The sequence below is a fragment of the Streptomyces sulphureus DSM 40104 genome (assembly GCF_000381025.1).
Taxonomy (GTDB): Bacteria; Actinomycetota; Actinomycetes; order Streptomycetales; family Streptomycetaceae; genus Streptomyces; species Streptomyces sulphureus.
Genome location: NZ_KB905815.1, coordinates 84,698 through 110,441, shown reverse-complemented (window position 1 = coordinate 110,441; position 25,744 = coordinate 84,698). Strand labels below are relative to the sequence as shown.

The window sequence follows — 25,744 nt, the reverse complement described above, 5'->3', positions numbered from 1 at the left end:
ACTCGGTTCAGAAGTCGTCGAGGGCGGAGGGCGGGCGCAGCCTCGCTGCGGCGCCGCCGTCGGTGTTCAGGAACATGTTGTTGGTGCTGGTCAGTATCGCCTGCTCCTGACCCAGCCTCTCCAGCAGCGACTTGACCTGCTTCCCCCACTCCTTGTGGGCCTTTCGCAGCGCGGTCGAGGTGGCCCAGCCGTGGCCGTCCTTGGCATCGAACTCCTTGACGGCGGCGTTCGTCTTCTCGTCCGCGTACTCGCCCGCGGTTCTGGTGTCCGGGTAGATGTGCTTCTCGATGGCCTTCGCTGCCGCCTTCTTCTCGCTCGGCGAGGAGGCGAGCGCGTCTGCCGGGGCGCCGGGAAGTGGGGTGGTCACTCGGCCTCCAGGGGCTCGGCATGTGCGTGTCGTTGCAACGAGAAAGTACCAGCGTGCCGCACAGCGGGGGGAGTTGGTCGCAGGACGTCGGCGGTGAGAGGTGCGTGCGCGGCTCGTGCCGTGCCGGTGCGCACGGTGTGTGCCCCCCCGGTGCGGCGGCTCTCGCGCGGCCGCTATGTCGCGCTCTGCTCCTTCGGCCCGGTGCGCGCGGGGAATAGGGGATTCTTCAACACGCTTGCACAAGGCGTGCGTGCATGCGTCACAGCGGGGCGCCGACATCTTCACCGGACGGTTTTTGCTGCCGTTATGTCCCTTCGCGGCGACCCGATTCGGTGGCGGACGTGTATTCGTTCCGCAACGACGTGAAGACGGTGTCCCAAAGGCGTGCCCGGGGTGCACCGACTGGGCATCGGGTGTTCAGAAACCGCAGGTGGGGACGTTGACGCGGCTGGCAGACCCCTGCGCCCCCGTGCTTTCATCTGGCGCACCGCAAACGCCTCGTGAACGGCCCTGCATTTCGGGCCTGCGTAAGCGGAGTGACGGCACCCTGCCGGGTGCGGTCGCTGATTGCACAGATTCCACCAAGCGAAGGGCAGTACGCAGAATGCGTAACGACCTCGAGACCCGTGAGATCGCCGACAACGAGCTGGACGCCGTCTCCGGCGGCCTCGGCGGTGCCGTCGGCGGTGTTGTCGGCGGCGCCGTCAACGACGTGACCAACACCGTCGGTTCGCTGGAGACCGTCGGCGCGGCCACCGGCCTCGCCGGCGAGGCCACCGGCACCGTCGGCAACGTCACGGGTGTCAGCCTCGGCCAGTGATCCGCCTCGGCGAGTGAGAAGGGGCACCTCGGGCCGCCCTGCGGTCCGGTGCGCCACGCGGTCTGACGAGGGGTCCGCGCCCCCGCCTGACCGTTCATGAACCCCGGAGCTCCCCCGTTCCGGGGTTCATGTCGTGGCCGCAACCGCCCGGCCCCGTACGGGGATCGGGCAGGACGCCGCCCGTGCGCGTCCGCAGACGAGCAGCCGAAGGAAGACCAGTGCAGTTCCGTCAGAAGGCGCTCTCCCGATTGCAGTCGCCGGAGGAGCTGGACCTGCCGGTGCGCTTCGCGCGCCCTCCGGGCCGGCTCGTCCTCGCCGTCACACTCGTCGCGATGGCGGCTGCCGCGGTGTGGGGCGTGACCGGGACCGTCACCAACAAGATCGAGTCGCCGGGGGTGCTCACGCACGCCGGCGGCAGCTACGTCCTCCAGAGCCCGCTCGCCGGACAGGTCACCGGTGTCTTCGCGGAGGAGGGCGACCGGGTCGAGGCCGGTGCGCCCCTGTTGCGGGTGCGTACGCAGACGGGGCCGCGCGCGGTGCGCGCCGTCGAGGCGGGGGAGGTGACCACGCTGCTGACGAAGAGCGGCTCGGTCCTCACGCCGGGCGCGGACGTCGCCACCGTCGAGCGTGCCGAGGACCCGGACGAGCCGCTCGTGGCGATGGTCTACGTGCAGGGGAGCGGCGGCTCCTCGGTGAAGCCGGGAGCCGAGGTCGACCTGACCGTCCCCTCGGTGCCGCAGCAGCAGTACGGGGTGCTGCGCGGCCGCGTCGAGGCCGTCGGCCGGGCGCCGCAGACGGCGCAGCAGATCTCCGGCTTCCTCGGAAACGCCGACCTGGCACGGCAGTTCGCGGCGAAGGGCAACCCGCTTCCCGTCCTGGTGAAGTTGGAGCCCTCCTCGACGACGAAGTCGGGCTACGAGTGGTCCTCGGAGGAGGGCCCGCCGCACACCCTCGACTCGACGACGCCGGTCTCCGCCGCCGTCCATCTCGACTCGCAACACCCCGTCGATTGGCTGCTCCCGTGACGAGACGGAAGGAATACCCGCCGCCGCACCGGCTGCCGCCCGCCGGCCACCGCAGGCGCGGCGCCGAGCCGCGCGGCGGCGCCAGGCGGCGTGCCCCGCAGCGCACTCCCCGCGGGGGAAGGCACGTGCGCACGCCGACGGTGCTCCAGATGGAGGCCGTCGAGTGCGGCGCTGCGGCGCTCGCCATGGTGCTCGCGTACCACGGCAGGCACGTGCCGCTGGAGGAGCTGCGCATCGCCTGCGGCGTCTCGCGCGACGGCTCGCGCGCCTCCAACCTGCTGAAGGCGGCGCGCAGTTACGGCCTGCGCGCCAAGGGCATGCAGATGGACATGGCCGCGTTGGCGGAGGTCGACGCGCCGGCGGTCCTTTTCTGGGAGTTCAACCACTACGTCGTCTTCGACGGGATGGCGCGCCGGTTCGGCCGCCGCGGCGTCCACGTCAACGACCCCGCGCGCGGGCGGCGGTTCGTCCCCCTCGACGAATTCGACGCGAGCTTCACGGGCGTCGTGCTCACCTTCGAGCCCGAACCGGAGTTCCGCCGCACCGGGCGCAAGCCGGGCGTGCTCAGCGCGATGCCGGCAAGGCTGCGCGGTACCACGGGCACCATGGCCGTCGCGGTGCTTTCGAGCCTGCTGCTGGTGCTCGTCGGCGCGACGGTCCCGGCGCTGAGCCGTACCTATATCGACATGTTCCTTCTCGGCGAGCAGTCCTCGCTCCTCGGCGTCGTCTTCGCCGCCATGGGCGGCGCGTTGGTGCTGACGGTGGTGCTCACGGCGCTCCAGCAGGCGAACCTGCTCCGGGGGCGCATCATCTCGTCGACGCTGGGCAGCGCGCGGTTCCTCGGCCATCTGCTGCGGCTGCCCGTCTCGTTCTTCTCCCAGCGCAACCCCGCCGACCTCGTCCAGCGGCTGCAGTCCAACGACACCGTCGCGGAGACGCTCGCGCGCGATCTCGCCGCGGCCGGCGTCGACGCGGTGGTCGTCGTCGTGTACGCGCTTCTGCTGTGGACCTACGACCCGCAGTTGACCGTCGTCGGTATCGGTATCGCGCTGCTGAACATCGTGGCGATGCGGGTGGTGATCCGGTTGCGCTCGACCGGCACCCAGAAGCTCCGCGCCGACACGGCGCGGCTCACCAACACCTCGTACAGCGGCCTCCAGTTGATCGAGACGATGAAGGCGACGGGAGGCGAGAACGGCTTCTTCCGACGCTGGGCGGGACAGCACGCCACGACGCTCGAGGTGCAGCAGCAACTCGGCGTCCCCAGCGCGGCGTTGGCCGTCGTCGCGCCGACGCTGGCGGCGCTCAACAGCGCGCTGATCCTGATGATCGGCGGGACCCGCGCCGTCGAGGGGCACCTTTCGGTAGGTCTTCTCGTCGCCTTCCAGGCGCTCGTGACGAGCTTCACGACGCCGCTCACCCGGCTCAACGGCGTCGTCGGCCGCATCCAGGACTTCGCCGCCGACGTAGCCCGGCTCAAGGACGTCGAGAACTTCCCCGTCGACCCGCTCTACACGCGCCGCGAACCCCCGGCGAGCAGCCGCAGGTTGCGCGGCCACGTGACGGTGGAGAACGTCACCTTCGGGTACAGCCCGCTCGACGCACCCCTGCTCAAAGAGTTTTCACTCGGCGTGGGACCCGGGCAGCAGGTCGCGCTCGTGGGCGGCTCGGGGAGCGGCAAGTCGACGGTCTCCAGGTTGATTTCGGGGCTCTACACCCCGTGGGAGGGGACGGTGCGCATCGACGGGATGCGGCTCGACGACATCCCGCGCGGGGCGCTCGCCGCCTCCGTCTCCTTCGTCGACCAGGACGTCTTCCTCTTCGAGGGGACGGTCCGGGACAACGTGGCGCTCTGGGACCCGTCGATCCCGGACGAGGAGGTCGTCTCCGCGCTGCGCGACGCCGCCGTCCACGAGGTGGTGGCCAGGCGTCCCGGCGGCGTCAACTGCCGTGTGGAGCAGGACGGGAGGAACTTCTCCGGTGGCCAGCGGCAGCGCTTGGAGATCGCCAGGGCGCTGGTCAGGCGTCCCAGCGTGCTCGTCCTCGACGAGGTCACCAGCGCACTCGACGCGGAGACCGAGCAGTTGATCATCGACAACCTGCGGCGGCGGGGCTGTGCCTGCGTCGTCATCGCGCACCGGTTGAGCACCGTGCGGGACAGCGACGAGATCGTCGTCCTGGACCGCGGCACCGTCGTCGAGCGCGGGCGGCACGAGTGGCTCGTGTCGAGCCCCGAGGCGCGCGGCGCGTACGCCGAACTCGTCAGGGAGCACTAGTGGTTACGCCCGACACCGCCCGGTGGCCCGAGCCCGCCGAGGCGCAGGGCCCCGTCGCCGACCCGGTCGTCGCGGCGACGGGCACCCTCGGTCGGCCGGTCGACACCGCGGGGGTGCGCAGCCTCTCGCTGGAGGGCCCGCACATCCTCTGGCTGGTGGAGGACGGCGGCGTCGACCTCTTCGCCGTCGACGCCGCGCTCCTCGGGCACTGGCACCACCTCGGACGGCTCCACGCCGGCACGCTCCTCCTCGGCCCCGTCGAGGGGGCGCGGCACACTCTCGTCGCGCGTCCGCTCGCCGGCTGCGCGCTGCGCCGTATCGAACTGCGCGAGCTCAACAGGCCCGAGCAGTACGGCGAGTGGGGCCAGGCGGAGTGGGACACGGGCCAGTGGTACGCCTCGCAGTGGTACGCGGCGCAGCCCGGCGCCCAGCCGAGCCCGCTGGAGGAGGCGTTCGCGCTCGGCGTCGGCCGCGGCCTGCACGTGCTCTACCAGGCGCCGCTCGGCGGGCGGAGGCCCGACACCGGGTCCGAAGACGACGTCCTCTGGATGCAGGTCCCGCCCGGCAGCGTCCAGTACGGCGCCGTCCACGAGGCGGAGGCGGCCGGCACGCTCCTCGTCGACGGCACCATGTGGCAGGGGATGCTCGATCAGCAGTACCGCCTGCTCCACGCGCTCGACGAGTGGATCGAGCACGCGGAACGCACCCACGAGGACCGCACGGCCGCCGGCATCCGCGCAGGCGAGGCGGCACGGCGGCGTGCGGACGAGGAGCTGCTCGCCTCGATCGGTCGCACCGGGAGCGAGGGCTACGGACGCGGGGACGACGCGACGTTCGCGGCGTGCCGGATCGTCGCGAGGGAGGCGCGGATCGCGCTCACCGAGCCGGGGCACGCCCCGGACTCGGAGCGGATGGGCCCCGTCGAGCGCATCGCCGTCGCCTCCCGGGTGCGTACCCGCGTGGTGCGGCTCGCGGACCGCTGGTGGCGGGAGAACAGCGGGCCGCTCGTGGGGCGTCGGGCCCGTGACGAGGCGCCCGTCGCGCTGGTGTGGCGGCGCGGCAGGTACGAGGCGGTGGACCCGGCCTCCGGCAGGCGCGAGCGTGTAGGACGCGCCAACGAGGGGGAGTTCGAGCGGCGCGGCGTGATGTTCTACCGGCCGCTGCCCGAGCGCCCGCTCGGTTTGCTCCACCTGCTCCGCTTCAGCCTCCGCGGCACCCGCTCCGACCTGCGGGACCTGATCCTCGGCGGCCTCGTCGCCGTAGCACTCGGAACGCTGGTGCCGATCGCTACCGGCCAGGTGCTCGGCGTGTACGTCCCCAGCGCCGAAACCGGGCTGATCATGCAGACGACGCTGGCGCTTGCCGCGTCCGCCGTCGTCGCCGCCTCGTTCATGCTGCTGCAGAACATCTCGGTGCTGCGGCTGGAGGGGCGCATCGAGGCGTCGCTCCAACCCGCCGTCTGGGACCGGCTGCTGCGGCTGCCGACGCGGTTCTTCGCCACCCGCTCGACGGGTGAGCTGGCGAGCGCGGCGATGGGGATCAGCTCGATCCGGCGCGTGCTCTCGGGGATCGGCTCGGTGGCGATTCAGTCGAGCACCGTCGGGACGGTCAACCTCGTGCTGCTGCTCTTCTACAGCGTACCCCTGGCGCTGGCGGCGCTGGCGATGCTGCTCGTCGTCGCGGGGGTCTTCGTCGGACTCGGGATATGGCAACTGCGGTGGCAGCGGCAGTTGGTGAAACTCGGCAACAAGCTCAACAACCAGGCGTTCCAGACGCTCAGGGGCCTGCCGAAGCTGCGCGTCGCGGCGGCCGAGAGCTTCGCTTACGCGGCGTGGGCGAAGGAGTTCGCGTACACCCGGCAGCTCCAGCAGCGGGTCGGACGGATCAAGAACACCATCGCGGTGCTCAACGCCGTCTACCTCCCGCTGTGCACGCTGGTGATGTTCATGCTCCTGGCGGGCCCCGCGCGGGGCACCATGTCGGCGAGCTCCTTCCTCACCTTCAACACCGCGGTGACGATGCTGCTCTCGTCGGTGACGCAGCTCACCGGCGCGCTCATCTCGGCCGCCGCCGTCCTGCCGATGTTCGAGCAGGTGAAGCCGGTCTTCCAGGAGGCGCCCGAGGTACGCGAAGCCAGCGTCCAGCCGGGGGAGTTGGCGGGCGGGCTCGAGGCCGACCAGCTCTCCTACCGCTACACCGAGGACGGCCCGCTCGTCCTCGACGGCGTCTCGTTCTCGGTGCGCCCTGGCGAGTTCGTCGCGATCGTCGGGGCGAGCGGCTGCGGGAAGTCGACGCTGCTGCGGCTCCTCATCGGCTTCGACGACCCGTACGCCGGCAGCGTCCGCTACGACGGGCAGGACCTCGCGGCGCTCGACCAGGCCGCCGTCCGCCGCCAGTGCGGCGTCGTGCTCCAGAACGCGGAGCCGTTCACCGGCTCCGTCCTGGAGTGCATCTGCGGAGCCGAGTCGTACTCGCTGGAGGAGGCGTGGGAGGCCGCCGCGATGGCGGGCCTCGCCGAGGACATCAAGGCGATGCCGATGGGGATGCACACCATGCTCTCGGACGGGGGCGGCACCGTATCGGGGGGCCAGCGCCAGCGGTTGATGATCGCGCAGGCGCTCGTGCGCAAGCCGCGCCTTCTCTTCTTCGACGAGGCGACGAGCGCCCTCGACAACCGCACGCAGCGCACCGTCATGGAGGCGACGGGCGCGCTCAACGCCACCCGCGTGATGATCGCGCACCGGCTCTCCACCGTCCTCGACGCGGACCGCGTACTCGTCCTCGACGCGGGCCGTCTGGTGCAGCAGGGCCCCCCGGGCGAGCTGCTCGCCGATGAGCAGGGCCTCTTCCGGCAGCTCGTGCGCCGGCAGATGCAGTGACCGCCGACGCCCCTGCGACGTACGGCGGTTAGCGTGGGCGCCGGTCAACAGGAGCCTCGCACCCGCGAGCGCGAACAGAGGGGAAAGGTGAGACGAGTGGTGGACATGGAAGCGGCGGCCCGGCAGGTCTTCGACCGGTACGACCTCGACGGTGACGGTCTGCTCACGGCCGAGGAGTACCGGCAGGTGGCCACCGAGCTCGGGGACGCGGGCGTCACCGAGGACGCCGCCGCCGACCTGGTGGCGACGCTCGACACCGACGGCGATCAGCGCGTCTCCTTCGCGGAGTTCTGGGCGGCGATACGCCCCTGACAGGCGGTGCCGCCGCCGGGCGCGGCCGTCCTGCGTACGACCGTACACAACGATGTGTACACTCGTACGCATGGTCTACTTGACGCTCACCGGAGCCATCATCGCGGAAGTGCTGGGGACGACTGCGATGAAGTACAGCGACGGATTCACGAAGTTGTGGCCGTCGCTGGGCACGGCCCTCGGCTACGTGCTCGCCTTCACGCTGCTCGCGCAGACGCTCAAGACCCTGCCGATCGGCACCGCTTACGCGATCTGGTCCGGCATGGGCACGGCGGCGATCGCGGTGATCGGCATGCTCTTCATCGGTGAGGCGATGACCGCGGCGAAGATCGGCGGCCTCCTCCTCGTGATCGCCGGCGTCGTCGTCCTCAACCTGGACGGAGCGCACTGATGGCCGCCCGCCGATACGATCCGGACCGCCGGCAGCGCATCATCGAGGCGGCGCTGCGGATCGTCGAGCAGAGGGGCATCGCCGCGCTCAGCCACCGCAGCGTCGCGGCCGAGGCCGACGTGCCGCTCGGTTCGACGACGTACCATTTCGCCAGCCTCGACGACCTGCTCGTCGCCGCCCTCGAACAGGTGACGTGTCTGCCGCTGGCGGGGATCGAAAGCTGGGCGGCCGAACTCGCCGCGGGCGAGATGCCGTTCGTCGAGGCGCTCACCGATGTCCTCGCCGAGTACGCCGAGGGCGGCCACGGCCGTATCCGCCTGGAGTACGAGCTCTACCTCGCCGCGCTCACCAAGCCCGCGCTCCAACCGGTCGCGGCGGCCTGGATGGACGACTTCGCGCAGGTGCTCGGCCGGCACACCCCCGACGAGCACACGGCGCGCGTCCTCGTCGCGCTCGTCGACGGCCTGCTCCTCCAGTTCCTGCTCACGGACCGGCAGTTCGACCGCGACCAGGTCCGCTCCGCGCTCCTGCGCGTGCTCGGCTGAGCGGCGCGGAGGCGGCCCGAGCGGTCGCGGCGCCTCACAGTCCGCCCCAGACCTCCTCCGCGGTCTCCACGATCAGCCGCAGCTTGGCGAACTGCTCCTCCTCCGTGAGGTTGTTGCCCTCCTGCGTGGAGGAGAAGCCGCACTGCGGGGAGAGGCAGAGCTGATCGGCGTCGACGTACCGGGCGGCTTCGTCGATGCGCCGCTTGAGCGCGTCCTTGCTCTCCAACTCCGGGCGCTTGCTCGTGACGAGGCCGAGGACCACCTGCTTGCCCGCGGGGACGTACCGCAGCGGCTCGAAGCCGCCCGAGCGCGCGTCGTCGAACTCCAGGAAGAAGCCGTCGACGTCGAGCCCGCCGAAGAGGGCCTCCGCGACGTAGTCGTAGGAGCCCGAAGCCGCCCACGAGGAGGCGAAGTTGCCGCGGCACAGGTGCGTCGTGACGCGCAGGTCGGCCGGGCGGTCGCGGAGGGCGCGGTTGATGTTGGTGATGTACGTCTCGTGCTGGTGCGCGGGGTCGCCGCCGAGCTCCGCGACGTGGGCGCGCTGCTCGGGGTCGTTGAGGTAGGCGAGCGAGGTGTCGTCCAACTGGAGGTAGCGGCAGCCGAGTCGGTGGACACCGCGGATCTCGGCTGCGTAGGCCGCCGTGAGGTCGGTCCAGAACGCGTCGAGGTCCGGGTAGACCTCCTGGTCGATCGCCGAGCGCCCGCCGCGGTAGTGGACCATGCTCGGCGACGGGATGGTGAGCTTCGGGGTGGTGCCCCGCGGCGCGTTGTCGCGGAGGAAGGCGAAGGCGTCGCCGAAGAGGACGTCGTCGAGACGGATGCGGCCGTCGACCCTGGCGGTGGCGAACTGCGCGGCGACGTCCCCGCGCTCGTTGTGGAAGGTGACGTCGACCGTGGTGTCGTCGACGCGGGTGACGCCGCCGAGGCCGTAGATGAAGTCCATGTGCCAGGAGCTGCGCCGGAATTCGCCGTCGGTGACGGTGCGCAGCCCCGTCTCGTGCTGGCGGCGCACCACGTCGCGGACGGCGGTGTCCTCCGCCGCCTTGAGCTGCTCCGCGGTGAGGGCGCCGGACGCGTACTCCGCTCCCGCGCGCTTGAGCGCCTCGGGGCGCAGCAGGCTGCCGACGTGGTCGGCCCGGAAGGGCGGGAGGCTCGTGCGCGTCGCCATGCGGTGCTCCTTTCTGTCGGCGGCCGCGGCCGCCGACCGGAATGGTTCACTCCTCAACCAGCCACCCTCACACGCGCGTAGTCAGCGGGCGAGGCCGCACCGACGGCGTACTCTCGCCACCCCGTGGGCAGCGGCCGCGAGAGCCCGGACGCCGGTTGGTCACCGCGCCCGTCCGCCGGTTAGCGTTCTCACCATGACCGAAGCCTCCACCACCCGCACGACCGGCGCCGTCGGCGCCGGGCTCGCCACCGTCTCGTCCGACGGGACCGTGCTCGACACGTGGTTCCCCAGCCCCGAGCTCGTCGCCGAGCCCGGACCGGCCGGGACCGAGACGCTCAGCCCCGAGCGCGCCGCCGAACTGCTGGGCGACGCGGCCGTGCAGGCGATCGGGCCCGACCCCCGGCGGGGCGTCGACGTCCTCGCCGTCCGCACCGTCGTCCCCTCGCTCGACGAGAAGCCGCTCGACGCGCACGACGTCTACCTCCGCCTCCACCTGCTCAGCCACCGGTTCGTCCGCCCGCACGGCGTGAGCCTGGAGGGTATCTTCGGGCTGATCGCCAACGTCGCGTGGACCAACCTCGGGCCCGTGCCGGTCGACGAGGTCGAGCAGACCCGGCTGCGCACCCGCGCCGAGGGGCTCGCGCTCAACGTCACCAGCATCGACAAGTTCCCGCGCATGAGCGACTACGTGGTGCCCAAGGGCGTCCGCATCGGCGACGCGGACCGCGTCCGCCTCGGCGCGCACCTCGCCGAGGGCACCACCGTGATGCACGAGGGCTTCTGCAACTACAACGCCGGCACCCTCGGCGCCTCGATGGTCGAGGGGCGCATCAGCGCCGGCGTCGTCGTCGGAGACGGCTCCGACATCGGCGGCGGCTCCTCGATCATGGGCACGCTCTCCGGCGGCGGCAAGGAGACGATCCGGATCGGCGAGCGGTGCCTCCTCGGCGCCCAGGCCGGCATCGGGATCTCCCTCGGGAACGACTGCGTCGTGGAGGCCGGGCTCTACGTCACGGCCGGCACCCGGGTCACCCTCCCCGACGGCCAGGTCGTCAAGGCCGTCGAGCTCACCGGCGCCGACAACCTCCTCTACCGCCGCAACTCCACCTCGGGCACGGTCGAGGCGCTCCCGCGCAGCGGTTCCTGGGGCGGTCTCAACGAGGCGCTCCACCACAACTGAGCCCTGCGGGGCGCCGGCAGGACCGCGCCGCCCGTCCGGGACCGGCGCGGTCCTGCCGAGGGCCGGAACGACCGGCCTGGATCTGTCGCCGCCCGGACGTTTAGGGTTCAAGAATGGCGATAATAGAGGCGAAGGACCTGCGCAAGGTCTACGGGGGAAAGCCTGCCGTCGACGGGGTCTCGTTCGAGGTGGAGGAAGGCGAGATCTTCGGGGTGCTCGGGCCGAACGGCGCGGGGAAGACCACCACCGTCGAGTGCATCGAGGGGCTCCGCACACCGGACGCGGGCGAGGTACGCGTCTCCGGGCTCGATCCCGTGACCGACCGGGACGAGGTGATGCAGCTCCTCGGGGCGCAGCTCCAGGAGAGCCAGCTCCAGCAGAAGCTCACCGTCCGTGAGGCGCTCGAGCTCTACACCGCGTTCTACCGGACACCCGCCGACTGGCGCGCGCTCGTCGAACGCCTCGGCCTCGACGAGCAGTTGAACACCCGCTTCGCGAAGCTCTCGGGCGGCCAGAAGCAGCGCCTCTTCATCGCGCTCGCGCTCGTGGGCAACCCGAGCGTCGTCGTCCTCGACGAGCTCACCACCGGTCTCGACCCGCGCGGACGCCGCGACACCTGGTCCCTCATCGAGAGCGTCCGTGACTCCGGCGTCACGGTGCTGCTCGTCACGCACTTCATGGAGGAGGCACAGCGCCTCTGCGACCGCGTCGCCGTGATCGACTCCGGCCGCGTCGTCGCGCTCGATACGCCCGACGGCCTGGTGCGGCAGTCCGCCAGCTCGACCGTGGTCTCCTTCACGCCCTCGCCCGCCCTCGACGATCTGGAGCTGCGCGCGCTTCCCGAGGTCGGCGCCGTCACCGAGCGCCGCGGTCGCGTCACGCTCACCGGGAGCGACGAGACCGTCAATGCGCTGGTGCGGCTCCTCGCCGCCCGCGAGGTCTCGGCCGAGCGGCTGCGGATCGAGGACGCCACCCTCGACGACGCCTTCCTCGACCTCACCGCCGCCGAGGAGGACGCCGCCGAGCCGGCCGCGCAACCCACCGCCCCCCGCTCCGGCGACGCCCAGGAGGTGCGCTGACCATGGCCGCCACCCGTACCACGCCGCCGACGCCCACCGCGCCCACCGGCGTCCCGGCCTCGGCGCTCTCCAGCTCGACCGCGATCCTGCGCACCGAGTTCCGGCTCTTCTGCCGTGAGGCAGGCGCGCTCTTCTGGATTCTCGCCTTCCCGACGCTCCTCCTCGTCGTCCTGGGGTTCATCCCCGAGTTCCGGCAGCCCAACGAGGAGATGGGCGGCACCCGCGTCATCGACCTCTACGTGCCCGTCGCCGTCCTCCTTGCGACGATCACCGCGGGCATCCAGTCGATGCCGACCGTCCTCACCGGCTACCGCGAACGCGGCGTCCTCCGGCGGCTCCGGGTCACCCCGGCGCGGCCGGCGAGCCTCCTCGTCGCGCAGCTTCTGCTGCACGGCGCCGCGGTCCTCGTCTCCGGCGCCGTCGCGCTCACGGTGGGCCGCCTCGTCTACGACGTCCCGCTGCCGCAGCAGCCGTTCGGATACGCGGTCGCCTTCGTCCTCGCCACCTTCGCCTCGCTCGCGATCGGCACGCTGATCTCCGCCTTCTCCAGGACGACGAAGATCTCCGGCGTCATCGGCACCGTCGTCTTCTTCCCGATGATGTTCACCTCGGGCGTGTGGCTCCCCGTCCAGGCCATGCCCGACGTGGTGCGGAACATCGTGGAGTGGACGCCGCTCGGGGCCGCCTCGCAGGCGCTCGACGCGGCCGCCGGGGGGAGCTGGCCCGCGTGGCTGGACCTGCTCGTCACCGCCGTGTGGGGCGTGGTCGTCGTGGCGGGGGCCGCGCGGTGGTTCCGCTGGGAGTGACCTCTCGCGGATGCCAACCACGCTCGGGGGAAGGGGAGTTGCCTAGGATGCCGGGATGATCTCGGCACCGCCTCCCCGTTCCCCCGACACCTCCGCCGCGCCGCCCTCCCCGCCCCCGGCCGGGCTGCGCGGCCTGCTGGCCGGCGCCGGCTACCTCCTGCGCGGGCAGCGCTGGGTGCTGGGGCACGGCAGATGGTTCGGGTTCGGGCTGCTCCCCGCCCTGATCACGCTGGTGATCTACGCGGCCGCGCTCCTCGCCCTCGCCTTCTGGGCCGACGACCTCGCCGCCTGGGCGACGCCCTTCGCCGACGACTGGGAGTCCCCCTGGCCCGAGCTGCTGCGGGGCGTCTTCGCCGTCCTTCTCTGGCTCGGCGTGCTGCTCCTCGCGGCGCTCACCTTCACCGCCGTCGCGCTCCTCGTCGGCGACCCCTTCTACGAGAAGCTCTCCGAGCAGGTGGAGCTCTCCGAGGGAGAGTGCCCGGAGGGCGAAGACCTGCCGCTGTGGCGCGAGTTGTGGATCTCGCTGCGGGATAGCTGCTACGTCCTCTACCGCGCGGCGCTGTGGGGCGTCCCGCTCTTCGCCCTCGGTTTCGTGCCTTTCGTCGGACAGACGGTCGTCCCGGTGCTCGGGTTCTGCGTCTCCGGGTTCTTCCTCACGCTGGAGCTCGCCTCGGTCGCGATGCAGCGCAGGGGGATCGACGTGCGCGAACGGCAGCGCGTGCTGCGGGAGTTCCGGGCGGCCGCACTCGGGTTCGGGGTGCCGCTGGTGCTGGCGTTCCTGCTGCCGGTCGTCGCCGTGGTGCTGATGCCGGGGGCCGTGGCCGGGGCGGTGCTGCTCGTGCGGGCGATGGTGGACGACGGGGCCGCGGCCGAGGTCGCCGAATAGCCCCCGGCGCCGACGTGCATGCGCGGGCGCCGGGGGAGTGTCGGTACAGCTCAGCGTCGGGGGCGCAGCCGTACCACCGACGGGTCGTGGTCGCTCGACTGGTCGGCGAACTCGGCGTTGAGGTGCACGATGTCGTAGTCGACGGCGCCTGCGCCCGGGCTGGTCAGCAGGTGGTCGAGGGTCTGCGAGTTGCCGTTGAAGACGTAGCCGTACCGCTCGTCCGCGGGCAGCGCGTCCATCGGGCTGGTGAGTGCGGCGTCCGAGCGGAGCGCGTCGAGCGCGGGGGAGAAGGGGAAGTCGTTGAAGTCGCCGCCGGCGACCACGGCGGCGTCCCGGTCGACCTTCCGCACCTGCGCCGCGAACTCGTTGACGAGGCGGGCCTGTTCGATCCGCTGCGGCTCGGAGTGGCGCGCCGGCGGCTGGAAGCGGCCCTCCATCGGCTGGTCGCCGTCGAGGTCGCCGCCGCCCTTGGAGCTGAAGTGGTTGGCGACGACGAAGACGGTACGCCCCCTGAAGACGAACTCCCCGGCGAGCGGCTTCCGGCTCGCCTCCCATGCGTCGTCCTGCGGTGCGATCCGTCCGGGCGAGGCACTCAACCGCGGCGCGCCGTCCGCCTCTTCGACACGTACGGGGGTGGTCGCGTCACCGCCGGGACGGTCGGTGAAGGAGACCCGCTCCGGGTCGAAGAGGAAGGCGACGCGGATGTTGCCGCCCGGCTGGCCCCCGTCCGCGTTGTCCTCGGGGTCGATCTGCCGCCACTCGTACGCGGGTCCGCCGGCCTTGCGCACGGCGGCGGTGAGCGCATCGAGGGTCTCCGCCGCCGAGACGGTGCCGTCGTCCTCGGGGCCGCTGTCGTCCTGAGCCTCCTCCAGGGTGACGATGTCCGGCGAGGAGAGGTTCTCGACGAGCCCCTCCGCGAGGCGCGCGAACTTTTCCCGCGGCGTTGCGGGGGAGAGGTTCTCCACGTTGTAGGTGGCGACGGAGAGCTCCTCCGGGCGGTGTTGGCGGGTGCGTTCGCGCTCCAGGCCGCCCGAGTGGTGCCGTCCCATCGAGGTCGCGCGGAGGGTGTAGCCGCCGAACTGCTCGTAGTCGAGCGGCCCTTCGGTGCGTCCCCCGAGCATGTCGCCGACGTCGGCCTGCGGGAAGGGGTGCCGGTCCGCGTCGAGGAGCGAGGAGACCTTGAGCCGCGCGGAGTTGTGGTGTGCGTACGAGCCGTAGAGCGTGCCGCCGCGCGGGGTGGGGTGCTGCCGCGGGTCCGTGGTGACCCACAGGTCGTCGTAGGTCGAAGTCGGCCCGACGACACGGGTGTCGGTGACGGCGACGCGCATGCCCTCCAGGGACTCGTACCGGTCGAGTGCGTAGCGGCCGGGGCGCAGGCGGCGGTCCTCGATGCTGCCGCCGTCGGCCTGCGGCGCGTAGCGCGTCGGCACGGTGCGCGCGTCGAGGCGGTGGGCGGCGGGGAGCCTGTTGCCTTGCGAACGCACCGTCCACTCCGGCTCGGTGAGCTGGGTCACCGACTGGCCGCCGGCCTCCTTGCCGCCCGGGTAGTACTCGGCGACCGTGCCGTCGAGGCGGAGCTCGTCGCCCGGCTCGACGTCGGGGGTCTCGCCGCCGGTGTGGACGTAGACGGCCTCGCTCGTCGCCGGGTCGCCGTCGGGGCGCGGGTCCTGGAGCCAGAAGCCGCGTGCCGAGCCGAACCCCCGTACGGCGGTGACGATTCCGGGGACGTCGCTGACGTGCTCGCCGAGGAGGGGGGAGATGCGGGTGTCCCCTTGGACGTCGTGGATGCGCACCCCCTCTCCGGCCGCTGCGGCGTGCTGCGGGGCGGCGAGCAGGCCGGCGCAGAGCGCCGCTGCGGTGAGTGTCGAGGTGCGGACGAGGCGGGACGACGGCAAGGCGGGCCTCCGGGGCGCTCGGCGGTGTCGGTGGGGCGACTGCCGGCGGCGGGGCCGCCGTCGGACTGCCGCGGCATTCTCTACGCGCGTAAAGTCTGTTGCGGAAACGGGAGTTGTCAAGGATGTGACGACATGCGCCGACGCGGAGCGCCCCGCGGGTCCGCGGTTGCGGAGGAGCAACTTGCTGCCGTCGGCTGCCACGCGGCTGCCACGCGCCGACGACCGGGACGCGATGCGGGCATCAGCGGACAGATCCCGACTACCCTGGGGCACGGCAGGCTCTCGCAGATCCGTAGGAGTTGAACACGCTGATGTCCGGTGACGACCGTCCCACCATGCCGCCCGTGCGGCTGCCCGCCGACGCCGAGCTGGCGCGGGACGCGCTCGCCGCCCCGCTCTTCGCGCACGCCGTCCGGCTCGCGCGCTGGGCCGGCGCCGGCGTCCCGGTCGGCGCCGGCGGCGAACTCCTCGACGAGCAGCTCAAGTCGGCCGCCTCCGAGCTCGGCCTAGGTGCGGCACCTGAGGAGCTCGGCGCGGTCTCCGACGCCTGGAACCTCGCCGTCGACACGGGCCTCCTCGACGTCACGGAGGACGGCACAGACAGCGCGGACACCGCCCCCGGCACCCCGCTCGACGAGCCGGTCGGCACCGCACGCCCGGGCTCGGAGCTGGACCTCCTCGAGGAGGGCAACCCCGAGGAGGTGCTCGAACTCTGGCGCAACGGCCTCGACTCCGTCCTCGCCGACGCGGCCACCCCCAGCTTCGAGGACCTCCTCGGCGGCATCGAGGGCGCCGTCTCGCAGGACGGCACCGTCAACCCGGACGCCATCGACCTTGACTCGATCGACTGGAATCCGGAGGAGGAGGCCGAAGCCCTCGACAGCGCGCTCGGCGGCCTCTACCTCCTCACCGTCGGCGACCCGTCCGTCGCCGAGGGCTCGATGGTGCCGCTGCCCGTCCTCGCCGCCTCCATGGTCGTCCCCGACGACATGGACGAGCCGACCGACGAGGTGCTGGAGGCCGTCTCGGAGGTGATGATGCGCCTCGACGAGCAGTTCAGGCTGCTGGAGCCGACCGGCCTCGTCGAGTACCGCCCCGTCGACGAGGCCCTCACCCAGGAGGCGGGCGAGGACAGCGAGCTCCCCGCCGACCTCGACGACGAGGACGTCACCAAGTACGGCATGGTCAAGCTCACCCCGCTCGGGCTCCACGGCGTCCGTGAGCGGATGCGCGAGGCGGGGATCGAGGCGCCGCTCGTCGGCGACCTCGCCGAGCGCCCCGCCGAGGAGCTCCTCGCCGCCCTCCCCGCGTACACGGAGGAGAGCGCCCAGGGCGAGATCGAGGCGTGGCTCGCGGCGCGCAAGTCGCTGGAGGCCGCGCACGAACTCCTCGCCGCAGCACGGGGTTCCGACGAGGAGGGACCGGCCCGCCGCCTCTCCTGCCAGCAGGCGCTCTCGCTCGCCGGCCCCGAGGCGGAGCCGGCGCTCCGCGGCGTCCTCGACGACCGCGAACTCGGCGGGCTCGCCCGCGTCTGGCTCGCCGAGCGCGGCGCAACGGACGTGCCGCAGCCCGACGAGGAGATGGTCTTCTGGCTCACCGTCGACACCATCGCGGCCCAACTGCGCACCGTGGGCGAGCCCGAGGAACTCCAGGGCCTCGTCCAGGGATTGGTCGACCAGCACGCGGGGTTCTTCGACCGGGCCTGGCGCGTCGACCACCCCGCGACGGGCGAGGTCCTCGAAGCGATGGGCCGCGTCCACCCCGACAAGAGCACGGCCAAGGAGGCACGCAAGGCGGCCTTCAAGGCGCGGAGCAACCAGGCTTGACCGGCAGGTGTGAGCGGCATGGGTTTCCGCGCCGCTCACCCGCCGGTGTCGGGCACGACGGGGGCCGCACCGTGGCGCCCGTCGCCGGCGACGAACCGGGCGACGCCGCGCTCCGCCTCCGCCTCCGCCAACGACCGTCGTCCGTGGTCCAGTTCGTTCGCCATCGCGGATTCCTCGGACTGCCCCTCCTGTTCCCTGAGCGAGGCCAGGTCGCCGCGCAGGCAGGTCTGCGGGAACTCGGCGATCTGCGCAGCGAGTTGCTCCCCGGCGCGGCGTGCCTCGCCATCGGGCACGACGCGGTTGACGAGCCCCATCCGCAGCGCCTCGCCGGCGTCGACCCCGCGCCCCGTCAGAATCAGGTCGGCCGCGTGCGAGGCGCCCACGAGCCTGGGCAGTCGGACGGTGCCGCCGTCGACGAGCGGGACGCCCCAGCGCCGGCAGTAGACCCCGAGCACGGCGCTCTCCTCGGCGACGCGCAGATCGCACCAGAGCGCCAACTCCAGCCCGCCCGCGACCGCGTGGCCGCTCACCGCCGCGATGACGGGCTTGCTCGTCCGCATGCGGGTCGGTCCCATGGGCGCATCGCCCTCGGGGGCCACGCGGTTGGCGCGCTCCGTGCCGAACGCCTTGAGGTCGGCACCGGAGCAGAAGGTGCCGCCCTCGCCCCACAAGACGGCGACGTGCGCTCTCGGGTCGGCGTCGAACTCCCTGAAGGCGTCGGTGAGTTGGGTCGCCGTCGGGCCGTCGACGGCGTTCCGCCGCTCGACGCGGGAGAGGACGACGGTGGTGACGCGGCCCTCGCGTTCCGTGCGTACCGGCATGCCTGCCTCCGTGGCGGTCGGTTCTTCGGTGCGCGTCAGGCGCCGCGGACCACGAGGGAGCCGAGGAGCTCGTCGGTCGCCGCGGCGACCGCGTCGACGGCACGGTCGAACGCCTCCGCGTTGTGCGCGGCCGGACGGCGGAAGCCGGAGACCTTCCGGACGTACTGGAGAGCGGCGGCGCGTACCTCCTCCTCGGTAGCGTCCTCGGTGTACGGCGGGCGGAGGGTGTGGATGCTTCTGCACATACGGCCGAAGGTACGCGCTGCCCCTCACGCCGAGGCGACGAGCGGCGAGGCGTCTCACGTCTGATCTCGTGACGTGAGACGGTGCCTCCGGTGCGGCGCCGCGTCCATTACCGTGACACGCATGTTCGGACTCGCCCGTCAGCTCGCGCTCGCGCTCTTCGCGGCCACGACCTGGAGCGTGGACGACGCGCTCTGTCGTCACTGACGTACTCCGGCGAGTCCTCCACGGACTCTCCAGCGACCGCACGCGCCGCGTCGCCCCTCCGCTCAACTCCCAAGCAGCGCCGCCGACACACGTGTGCCCGGCCTCACTTCACGGAGACGCTCGTGACCACCGCTCCTCCCGCCGAGGCGCCCCCGCGCCCGGCGCTCCTCGCCCCGTCCCCCACCTCCCTCCCCGCGCCCGAGCCGGCGTCCGCGCCGCCCGTGCGCAAGGCGCCGCTCGCCGTGGCCGGTGTGCTCGGGCTCGCGCTCACCGTCTACGTATGGGCGACGCACGGTGCAAAACCCGGTGTCCTGCTCCTCCTCGGCATCGGCCTCGGCGTCGCGCTCTTCCACTCGCGGTTCGGCTTCACCTCCGCCTGGCGGCAGCTCGTCGGCGTGGGCAACGGGACGGGGCTGCGCGCCCACACCCTCCTCCTCGCCACGACCGCCACGCTCTTCGCGCTGATCATCGGTACGGGGACAGGGCTCTTCGGCTCCGAGCCGGCGCCCAGTGCGGGGCCGCTCGGCATCGGGCTCCTCGTCGGGGCGTTCGTCTTCGCCATCGGTATGCAGATCGGCGGGGCCTGCGCGTCCGGCACGCTCTTCGCGGTCGGCTCGGGGCAGAGCGCCATCGTGCTCACGCTCGGCGGATTCGTCATCGGTTCGACCCTGGCCGCCTGGCAGTTCGGCCTCTGGAGCGACCTGCCCGCGCTCGACCCGGTGCTCCTCTCCGACCACGTCGGCTGGTTCGGCTCCTGGGTGCTCACGCTCGCCGTTCTCGCCGGCGTCTGGTTCCTCGCCCGTACGGTGCAGGCGCGCCGCAATCCGCCGCCGGTGGGCGCACCGCCGTCGGCCAAGGGCGCCCTTGCGCGCGCGGTGCGCGGCTCCTGGCCGCTCGCGGTCGGCGCGCTCGCGCTGGCGCTCCTCGGCGGCGCCGTGCTGCTCGTCTCCGGCGGCGCGTGGGGGATCACCAGCGCTTTCGCACTCTGGGGGTCCAAGCTCGTCGGTCTCCTGGGTGGCTCGCCCGAGACGTGGGCGTTCTGGCAGGAGCCGGGCAACGCCGAGCAGTTGAACGGTGCGGTCCTCGCCGACAAGAACAGCCTCACCGACATCGGCATCATGATCGGAGCCGCCGTCGCGGCGGCTGCGGGCGGTGTCTGGACGCTGTACCGCAAGGTCCCCGCGCGCATGGCCGTGGGCGCCGTCGTCGGCGGCATCCTCATGGGGATCGGCGCCCGCCTTGCCGGGGGCTGCAACATCGGCGCCTACCTCGCCGGCATCTCCTCCGGCAGCCTCCACGGCTGGCTCTGGGGCGCCGTTGCACTCGTCGGCACCTGGGTCGGTCTCAAGTGCCGTCCGCTCTTCGGGCTGGGTGTGCCCAAGCAAGGAGACGGGGCCTGCTGAACCGCCCTTCGTCGAACGTCCCCGTCCCGGATGCCGGGACGGGGACGTTCGCGTTCCGGCAACCCGGTGCACCCCGCGCCGATTGACGCGCCCTCCACCCCGCACCGCCGCGCGCTCCGTACGATCGCCGAATCCGACGAAGCGTGCGTATGCGGACACACTGTCGTGTTCGCGGTGCGCCACGGAGTAAAGGGCGTGAGGCACTCGATGGCAGAGAACCCCGGGAACCCGTCGGCGGGGGAGGGCGGAACCGACGGTGGGGACGGGGCCGCCGCTGCGCTGTCCCCGCAGGTGCGCGGCGAGCTGGAGCGGCGCGTCGACCGCAGCGGAAAGGCCCTGGAGGAGGATGACGTCCACGTCGTCCAGCCGACCATGTTGAAGCGGGCGGTCGGTGCCTCGGCCATCGGCAACTGCATGGAGTGGTTCGACTTCGGCGTCTACAGCTACCTCGCCGCCACCATCGGCAAGGTCTTCTTCCCCGACGCCTCCTCGGCGGCACAGGTGATCTCCTCCTTCGCGACCTTCGCCGCCGCCTTCGTCGTCCGTCCACTCGGCGGACTCTTCTTCGGACCGCTCGGGGACCGCATCGGACGCCAGAAGGTGCTCGCCACCACCATGCTGCTGATGGCGTTCGGCACCTTCATGATCGGTTTCATCCCGCCCTACGCCTCCATCGGCATTGTCGCGCCCGGGCTGCTGCTCTTCGCGCGGATGCTCCAGGGCTTCTCGACGGGCGGCGAGTACGGCGGCGCCACCACCTTCGTCGCCGAGTACGCGCCCGACCGGCGCCGCGGCTTCCTCGGCAGCTTCCTCGACCTCGGCACCTTCTTCGGGTACGCCTTCGGCTCCGCGTTCGTCACCGTGCTGGAGTTCACGCTCGACGACGCGCAGATGATGTCCTGGGGCTGGCGCGTGCCGTTCTGGTTCGCCGGGCCGCTCGGCATCGTCGGCCTCTACCTGCGGCTGAAGTTGGAGGACTCGCCAGCCTTCCAGGGGAAGCTCGACGAGCAGGAGAACTCAGGGGGCGGCGGAGGCAGCCTGCGCGAGCTGCGCGACGTGGTCACGCGCCAGTGGCGGCCGCTGCTCGTCTGCATCGGCCTCGTCCTCCTCTACAACGTCACCAACTACATGGTCACCGGGTACCTGCCGACGTACCAGACGGAGAATCTCGGGCGGTCCAGTACCGCCGCCGACGTGCTGGTGCTCTGCGGGATGCTGTGGATCGTCGTGCTGATCGTCTTCGTGGGACGACTGAGCGACCTGGTGGGACGGCGCGCGGTCTACCGGTGGGCCGCCGTCGCACAGATCGTCCTCGCCGTGCCCGCTTTCGAACTCCTGCGCCAGGACGGGTGGTTGCTGCCGCTCATCGGCGTGCTGATCCTCTCCACCCTGCTCGCCGGCTTCGCCGGGCCCTCCGCCGCTACGCTGCCCGCGCTCTTCCCCACCACGATCCGCTACGCCGCGATGGGTATCGGGTTCAACTTCTCCGTCGCCGCCTTCGGCGGGTCCACGCCGCTGATCACGCAGTCGCTGGTGAGCGCGACGGGGTTCACGCTCCTCCCCGGGTTCTACCTCGTGATGAGCGGGTGCATCGGCCTCGTCGCCGTCGCGTTCCTCAAGGAGAGCGCGGGGGTGCCGTTGCGGGGCTCGCCCCCGATGGTCGAGTCCGAGCAGGAGGCACGCCGGCTGGCCGCGGCGAGCGGGGAGCTGCTGCGGGCGCGTTAGCGGGGGCTGCTCAGCCGCGCCAGGGCTCGACGCGGAGGACGGCGTCGAGGGGGAGCGGGCCGTAGAGGTGGGGGAACTCCTCACCGCCCGGCTCGGCAGCCTCGTACCGGACGTCGAGCCCCCGGTCGTCCACGACGAGGACGACGAGGTCGTCCCGCTCCGGTGGGGAGCCGTACAACAGCGCGGCCACCGTGGGGAGTTGACGGGGGAGCGACGCGTGGATGAAGCCGACCTCCTCCAGCGAGCTGCCGCGCGTCGAGTGTCGGTAGACGCCGGCGGTCTGCGCCGCCTCCCAGATACCGCGTTCGGTGAGGTGCAAGAGCTCCGTCATGGCAAGAGGGTAGAGGAGCGAGGGAGGGCGTCAACTGCGCTGTTGACAGGGGCACTTCGGGACTGGGGTGGCCGGGAGATCGGGGTGGTTTTGCATTCGGTCGGGTGAACGGCGGTTGCGGGCCGGGCGTGGCGGAGGATGCGGGGGTGAGGATGGGCTCGGTCGTTCTGAGGTGCCTGCCGTCGAGCGGGCGCCGGTTGTCACGGGGGAAGGTGGGGTCCGATGCGCTTCAAGTGCGAAGGCGTGGCCTTGGGTTCGAGGTGGTGTGCCCTGTCCGTGCGGTGCGGGGGCGGGGTGCTGCTGGGGTTGGCGGTCGCGCTGATGCGGGGTGCTGCTCCCCGGTGCCTGCGGGCTCCGTGGCGGGGAGCAGCACCGCCCGAGGCGTCAGAGCGCGGCGGAAGCCGGCTTCACCATGCTGCTGACGCTTCTTCCGTCGACGTACTCGCCGAGCGCGGTCATCTCCCACTCGCCGGAGAACTGGCGGATCATTTTCGCCATCAGTACGCCGGTGCGCGGCTCGGACCGCGAGAGGTCGAAGCGCACGACCTCGCTCCCCGCGGAGTCGAGGAGCCGGCAGTACGCCTTGGCGACCTCGGTGAACTTCTGCCCGGAGAAGGAGTTCACCGTGAAGACGAGGCCGCACACCTCCTGCGGCACCGAGCCGAGATGCACGGTGATCGACTCGTCGTCCCCCGCGCCTTCGCCGGTCATGTTGTCCCCGCTGTGCTGGACGACACCGTCGAGGATCATCAGCTTGCCGAAGTAACAGGCGTCGATCGGCTCGCGCTTGGCGTCGAAGGCGATCACCGACGCGTCGAGGTCGATGTCCGCACCCCGTTTGCCGGGACGGAAGGCCGGCTCCCAACCGAGGCCCATGGTGACGGTCGTCAGGAGCGGGGCGCCGCCCTTGACGAGCGAGACTGTCTGGTTCTTGGTGAGGCTCACCTTGCCCTTGTCGAGGTTGACCTTGCCGCCCTGGGGCGCGGGCGGGGTCGGCGCCTGGGCCGCAGCGGCGGGCGCGGGCTCGGGTGTCGCGGGCTCCTCCACCTCGACGCCGAAGTCGGTGGCGATACCGGCGAGCCCGTTGGCGTACCCCTGGCCGACGGCGCGCACCTTCCAGGCGCCGCCCCGCCGGTAGAGCTCGACGACGACGAGCGCCGTCTCCGCGCCGAGGCTGGGCGGGGTGAAGGTCGCGAGCACCTGCTGGCTGCCCGCGTCGCGCAGCGTGGCCGTTGGCTCGGCTCCGGAGAAGGCGGCACCGCCTTCCAGGCTCGCCGTGACGACGACCTTGTCGATCTCCGCGGGCACGGCCTGGGTGTCCACCGTGATGGTGTCCTGGGCGCCGGAGGTGTGTCGGACGCCCGCGCCCTCGGGCTGGTTGTAGAAGACGAAATCGGCGTCGGAGCGGACCTTGCCGCTCTCGCCGAGGAGCAGCCCGGAGACGTCGAGCCGAGTGGGCGCAGTGACCTCCACCGCCACGCGGGGCGCCGGCAGCGGGAGGTTGGAGCCAGGAGTCATTGCCGTCATGCCCGCCCAACGAGCGATCACCCTTTGCGGTTCCTTTGCCGTGGCACCGTGTCGGCGGCCGGTCGCTCGCCCCTTGCAGGCTCGGCGGCGGTCCGTGTCGCCGCCCTCCGAGGGGTGCGGAGGGTCGGCCGTGCGCTGCGACGGCTGCGCTTCCCGGGGGTCCTTCGCTGTCGTCCATCGGTGCGGGCCGTCCCCGTCGGGCGCTGGTCAGTCGAGCGTCCGTGCGAGGTGCCGCAGTTCTGCATCGGAGGCCAATCCGGCGTGGTAGAAGCGGAGTTCCGTCGTCCCGGGGGCTCGTGCGTGCCGAACATCGGCGTCGAGCCGTTCCGGGGAGCCGCCCAGTCCTGCCACAGAGGTGAGGTTCGCAGCGATGACGGGTGCCGTCCGACGTGGCCCGTCGGCGGGTGCCTCGCGGGTGCCCGCCTCGTCGAGTCCGTCCGACCATGCCGCCTGCGCAGCCCGGACGAACGGTGTGAGGGCCGCGCCCCGTCCTGCGTCCCTTCCGGTGCACGGCACGACCGCGCCGTCGGCGGCTGCGACGGCGTCGGGAACCGGGGTTGGCGCCGGTCCGGTGCGGCGCGGGGTCGGTGTGGAGCAGTACCTCGAAGCCGTCGGTCGCCTCGTCTCTCACCGCCCCTGTCACCGTGTGACGCAGCGTCGCCGCGGCTCGCCGCCGCCACTCGGAGAGGAGCCCCGCGGTCTCCGTGCCCAACAGCCGCTCCACTTCCACCATTTCACGGCACCTTGCTCGGCCGGGTCGGGCTGTGCACAGCTCACCTTTCCGCGCCAGCGGACTTCGTGTGCGTCGAGGACGGTGGTTCCGAGGTCATGACGGCTCCTTGGCCGGATACGGCCGTCCTGCATCGACCGATCCGTCGAGCGCCGAGTCGGCGGCCGTGCGCATCCCTGACATTCGTCCGCACTCCTGAATCGGGCACGCAAAGGGAGTAGTTGGTAATGGTCAGGAGGCAAACGATGGGTCGCCGTGCACCGCAGCGTCGGTCCAACTCGCCGTATTCAAGGACTTCTTGACGCTCCGGGCACCCTTCTCTAGCTTTCCCGCATGTGAACGCGCTACGGACGGAGCCTCCGGTCATGCCCTCACCCCGCACCGTCCTGCTCACGGGTGCCGCAGGCGGCGTCGGCACGCTGCTGCGCGGGCTGTTGCCCGAGTACGGCTACCGGCTGCGTCTCCTCGACCTGGAACCCGTCGAGGGCGAACCCGCAGCGCTCACCCTCGATGTGGCCGCCGCCTCCGAGCAGGAGCTGGACGAGGCCGTCCGCGGAGTCGACGCCGTCGTCCATCTCGCGGGGATCTCCCTGGAGTCCACGTTCGAGAAGATCCTGCACGCCAACATCCTCGCTACCCAGCGACTCTACGAGGCGGCACGCAGGGTCGGCGTGGACCGCGTCGTTCTCGCCTCCTCCAACCACGCCGTGGGCTTCACACCGAGACCGACGGGCGACGCCCCGCTCATCCGGGTCGCCGTGCCCCACCGCCCCGACACCTACTACGGGCTCTCCAAGTCCTTCTGCGAGGACCTCGCGCAGCTCTATCACGACCTGCACGGCATCGAGACCGTCTCGCTCCGTATCGGCTCCTGCTTCCCGCGCCCGACATCCGTCCGGATGCTCTCGCTCTGGCTGAGCCCCGCCGACGGCGCCCGTCTCGTCCACGCGGCCCTCACAGCGGAGGGCGTCGGCCATACCGTCGTCTACGGCTCGTCCGCCAACACTCGCCTGTGGTGGGACCTCGGCCCGGCACGCGCCCTCGGATACGAGCCGCAGGACGACTCCGAGGCGTACGCACCGGAACTCCTGGCCCGGGAGGGCGAGTTGGACCCCGACGACCCGGCCTCTGCGAACCTGGGCGGGCACTTCTGCACCGATCCGCCGATCTGGCCGCATTGACCACGGCCGTCCCGGACCGGGGCTGCTCGCCCTAGGCCAAGCAGGCATGATGGGGTGGCAACTGATCACACGGGGAGGGCCCTCACCACCATGCTCATCGCAGCCGCACATGTCGCAGACT

23 protein-coding genes are annotated in these 25,744 nt (G+C 71.9%); 15 read left to right on the top strand and 8 right to left on the bottom strand.

Annotated elements, in window-relative coordinates; genetic code table 11:
* Window positions 1–7 precede the first annotated feature (7 nt).
* Window positions 8–367: a hypothetical protein gene (locus F603_RS0108605; RefSeq protein WP_019545604.1), complete on the bottom strand. Its 360-nt coding sequence runs from the start codon at window positions 365–367 to the stop codon at window positions 8–10.
* A gap of 604 nt (window positions 368–971) precedes the next feature.
* On the opposite strand from F603_RS0108605, the gene F603_RS0108600 reads away from it, so the two are divergent.
* The 7 genes from F603_RS0108600 to F603_RS0108570 all read left to right on the top strand — a co-directional run bounded on the left by F603_RS0108600 (window position 972) and on the right by F603_RS0108570 (window position 8,615).
* Window positions 972–1,187: a hypothetical protein gene (locus tag F603_RS0108600; RefSeq protein ID WP_019545603.1), complete on the top strand. Its 216-nt coding sequence runs from the start codon at window positions 972–974 to the stop codon at window positions 1,185–1,187.
* Window positions 1,188–1,405: 218 nt separating this feature from the next.
* Window positions 1,406–2,212 (top strand): HlyD family efflux transporter periplasmic adaptor subunit, encoded by an 807-nt coding sequence (locus tag F603_RS0108595; RefSeq protein WP_019545602.1) that lies wholly within the window; start codon window positions 1,406–1,408, stop codon window positions 2,210–2,212.
* Window positions 2,209–4,488, top strand: coding sequence for an NHLP family bacteriocin export ABC transporter peptidase/permease/ATPase subunit (locus F603_RS0108590; RefSeq protein ID WP_425426958.1), 2,280 nt, complete (start codon window positions 2,209–2,211; stop codon window positions 4,486–4,488). Before F603_RS0108595 ends, F603_RS0108590 begins: the two co-directional genes overlap by 4 nt.
* Entirely contained in the window at window positions 4,488–7,367 is a 2,880-nt protein-coding gene (locus F603_RS0108585; RefSeq protein WP_019545600.1) for an NHLP bacteriocin export ABC transporter permease/ATPase subunit, read from the top strand. The genes F603_RS0108590 and F603_RS0108585 overlap by 1 nt, the downstream gene beginning before the upstream one ends.
* A 96-nt stretch (window positions 7,368–7,463) precedes the next feature.
* Entirely contained in the window at window positions 7,464–7,679 is a 216-nt protein-coding gene (locus F603_RS0108580) for an EF-hand domain-containing protein (protein WP_019545599.1), read from the top strand.
* A 70-nt stretch (window positions 7,680–7,749) separates the two neighbouring features.
* On the top strand, window positions 7,750–8,070 hold the full coding sequence (locus F603_RS0108575; protein WP_019545598.1) for a DMT family transporter: 321 nt from the start codon (window positions 7,750–7,752) through the stop codon (window positions 8,068–8,070).
* Complete coding sequence (locus F603_RS0108570) at window positions 8,070–8,615, top strand: TetR/AcrR family transcriptional regulator (protein ID WP_019545597.1); 546 nt, start codon at window positions 8,070–8,072, stop codon at window positions 8,613–8,615. The genes F603_RS0108575 and F603_RS0108570 overlap by 1 nt, the downstream gene beginning before the upstream one ends.
* Window positions 8,616–8,649: 34 nt before the next feature.
* On the opposite strand, the gene F603_RS0108565 is transcribed toward F603_RS0108570, so the two are convergent.
* The gene (locus F603_RS0108565; protein WP_019545596.1) at window positions 8,650–9,783 is read right to left on the bottom strand and encodes a 5-methyltetrahydropteroyltriglutamate--homocysteine S-methyltransferase; all 1,134 of its coding nucleotides are present in this window, start codon (window positions 9,781–9,783) and stop codon (window positions 8,650–8,652) included.
* Window positions 9,784–9,976: 193 nt separating this feature from the next.
* On the opposite strand from F603_RS0108565, the gene dapD reads away from it, so the two are divergent.
* The 4 genes from dapD to F603_RS0108545 all read left to right on the top strand — a co-directional run bounded on the left by dapD (window position 9,977) and on the right by F603_RS0108545 (window position 13,734).
* Window positions 9,977–10,963, top strand: coding sequence for a 2,3,4,5-tetrahydropyridine-2,6-dicarboxylate N-succinyltransferase (gene dapD, locus F603_RS0108560; RefSeq protein ID WP_019545595.1), 987 nt, complete (start codon window positions 9,977–9,979; stop codon window positions 10,961–10,963).
* Between the two features lie 113 nt (window positions 10,964–11,076).
* The gene (locus F603_RS0108555) at window positions 11,077–12,042 is read left to right on the top strand and encodes an ABC transporter ATP-binding protein (RefSeq protein ID WP_019545594.1); all 966 of its coding nucleotides are present in this window, start codon (window positions 11,077–11,079) and stop codon (window positions 12,040–12,042) included.
* A 2-nt stretch (window positions 12,043–12,044) separates the two neighbouring features.
* Window positions 12,045–12,848: an ABC transporter permease gene (locus F603_RS0108550; RefSeq protein ID WP_019545593.1), complete on the top strand. Its 804-nt coding sequence runs from the start codon at window positions 12,045–12,047 to the stop codon at window positions 12,846–12,848.
* 55 nt (window positions 12,849–12,903) lie between these two features.
* The gene (locus F603_RS0108545; protein ID WP_019545592.1) at window positions 12,904–13,734 is read left to right on the top strand and encodes an EI24 domain-containing protein; all 831 of its coding nucleotides are present in this window, start codon (window positions 12,904–12,906) and stop codon (window positions 13,732–13,734) included.
* A gap of 50 nt (window positions 13,735–13,784) precedes the next feature.
* On the opposite strand, the gene F603_RS0108540 is transcribed toward F603_RS0108545, so the two are convergent.
* Window positions 13,785–15,629, bottom strand: a complete 1,845-nt coding sequence (locus F603_RS0108540) for an endonuclease/exonuclease/phosphatase family protein (protein WP_019545591.1) — start codon at window positions 15,627–15,629, stop codon at window positions 13,785–13,787.
* 311 nt (window positions 15,630–15,940) lie between these two features.
* Here F603_RS0108540 and F603_RS0108535 point away from each other — a divergent pair, with 311 nt between their 5' ends.
* Window positions 15,941–17,455, top strand: a complete 1,515-nt coding sequence (locus F603_RS0108535) for a hypothetical protein (protein ID WP_019545590.1) — start codon at window positions 15,941–15,943, stop codon at window positions 17,453–17,455.
* 35 nt (window positions 17,456–17,490) lie between these two features.
* Here F603_RS0108535 and F603_RS0108530 read toward each other — a convergent pair whose 3' ends face one another.
* Together F603_RS0108530 and F603_RS0108525 are read right to left on the bottom strand one after the other, a co-directional pair.
* On the bottom strand, window positions 17,491–18,276 hold the full coding sequence (locus F603_RS0108530; protein WP_019545589.1) for a crotonase/enoyl-CoA hydratase family protein: 786 nt from the start codon (window positions 18,274–18,276) through the stop codon (window positions 17,491–17,493).
* Between the two features lie 35 nt (window positions 18,277–18,311).
* A complete protein-coding gene (locus F603_RS0108525; protein WP_019545588.1) occupies window positions 18,312–18,521 on the bottom strand; it encodes a DUF2277 domain-containing protein in 210 nt (69 codons plus the stop codon).
* Between the two features lie 327 nt (window positions 18,522–18,848).
* On the opposite strand from F603_RS0108525, the gene F603_RS0108515 reads away from it, so the two are divergent.
* Together F603_RS0108515 and F603_RS0108510 are read left to right on the top strand one after the other, a co-directional pair.
* A complete protein-coding gene (locus F603_RS0108515) occupies window positions 18,849–20,129 on the top strand; it encodes a YeeE/YedE family protein (RefSeq protein ID WP_019545587.1) in 1,281 nt (426 codons plus the stop codon).
* Window positions 20,130–20,336: 207 nt separating this feature from the next.
* Entirely contained in the window at window positions 20,337–21,854 is a 1,518-nt protein-coding gene (locus tag F603_RS0108510; RefSeq protein ID WP_019545586.1) for an MFS transporter, read from the top strand.
* Window positions 21,855–21,864: 10 nt separating this feature from the next.
* On the opposite strand, the gene F603_RS0108505 is transcribed toward F603_RS0108510, so the two are convergent.
* The 3 genes from F603_RS0108505 to F603_RS33435 all read right to left on the bottom strand — a co-directional run bounded on the left by F603_RS0108505 (window position 21,865) and on the right by F603_RS33435 (window position 24,228).
* The gene (locus tag F603_RS0108505) at window positions 21,865–22,185 is read right to left on the bottom strand and encodes a DUF952 domain-containing protein (RefSeq protein ID WP_019545585.1); all 321 of its coding nucleotides are present in this window, start codon (window positions 22,183–22,185) and stop codon (window positions 21,865–21,867) included.
* Between the two features lie 384 nt (window positions 22,186–22,569).
* Window positions 22,570–23,712 carry a TerD family protein gene (locus F603_RS0108500; protein WP_019545584.1) on the bottom strand — a complete coding sequence of 381 codons (1,143 nt, stop codon included), beginning with the start codon at window positions 23,710–23,712 and terminating at the stop codon, window positions 22,570–22,572.
* Window positions 23,713–23,919: 207 nt separating this feature from the next.
* Window positions 23,920–24,228, bottom strand: a complete 309-nt coding sequence (locus F603_RS33435; protein WP_019545583.1) for a hypothetical protein — start codon at window positions 24,226–24,228, stop codon at window positions 23,920–23,922.
* Window positions 24,229–24,807: 579 nt separating this feature from the next.
* Here F603_RS33435 and F603_RS0108490 point away from each other — a divergent pair.
* A complete protein-coding gene (locus tag F603_RS0108490; RefSeq protein WP_019545582.1) occupies window positions 24,808–25,623 on the top strand; it encodes an NAD-dependent epimerase/dehydratase family protein in 816 nt (271 codons plus the stop codon).
* Window positions 25,624–25,744: the final 121 nt, after the last annotated feature.

Coding starts and splice junctions, on each gene's coding strand:
- F603_RS0108525 (WP_019545588.1), bottom strand. CDS start 18,521: ATGTGCAGAAGCATCCACACCCTCCGCCCGCCGTACACCGAGGACGCT.
- dapD (WP_019545595.1), top strand. CDS start 9,977: ATGACCGAAGCCTCCACCACCCGCACGACCGGCGCCGTCGGCGCCGGG.
- F603_RS0108490 (WP_019545582.1), top strand. CDS start 24,808: ATGCCCTCACCCCGCACCGTCCTGCTCACGGGTGCCGCAGGCGGCGTC.
- F603_RS0108570 (WP_019545597.1), top strand. CDS start 8,070: ATGGCCGCCCGCCGATACGATCCGGACCGCCGGCAGCGCATCATCGAG.
- F603_RS0108530 (WP_019545589.1), bottom strand. CDS start 18,276: ATGCCGGTACGCACGGAACGCGAGGGCCGCGTCACCACCGTCGTCCTC.
- F603_RS0108505 (WP_019545585.1), bottom strand. CDS start 22,185: ATGACGGAGCTCTTGCACCTCACCGAACGCGGTATCTGGGAGGCGGCG.
- F603_RS0108500 (WP_019545584.1), bottom strand. CDS start 23,712: ATGACGGCAATGACTCCTGGCTCCAACCTCCCGCTGCCGGCGCCCCGC.
- F603_RS0108575 (WP_019545598.1), top strand. CDS start 7,750: ATGGTCTACTTGACGCTCACCGGAGCCATCATCGCGGAAGTGCTGGGG.
- F603_RS0108510 (WP_019545586.1), top strand. CDS start 20,337: ATGGCAGAGAACCCCGGGAACCCGTCGGCGGGGGAGGGCGGAACCGAC.
- F603_RS0108550 (WP_019545593.1), top strand. CDS start 12,045: ATGGCCGCCACCCGTACCACGCCGCCGACGCCCACCGCGCCCACCGGC.
- F603_RS0108535 (WP_019545590.1), top strand. CDS start 15,941: ATGTCCGGTGACGACCGTCCCACCATGCCGCCCGTGCGGCTGCCCGCC.
- F603_RS0108565 (WP_019545596.1), bottom strand. CDS start 9,783: ATGGCGACGCGCACGAGCCTCCCGCCCTTCCGGGCCGACCACGTCGGC.
- F603_RS0108555 (WP_019545594.1), top strand. CDS start 11,077: ATGGCGATAATAGAGGCGAAGGACCTGCGCAAGGTCTACGGGGGAAAG.
- F603_RS0108600 (WP_019545603.1), top strand. CDS start 972: ATGCGTAACGACCTCGAGACCCGTGAGATCGCCGACAACGAGCTGGAC.
- F603_RS0108545 (WP_019545592.1), top strand. CDS start 12,904: ATGATCTCGGCACCGCCTCCCCGTTCCCCCGACACCTCCGCCGCGCCG.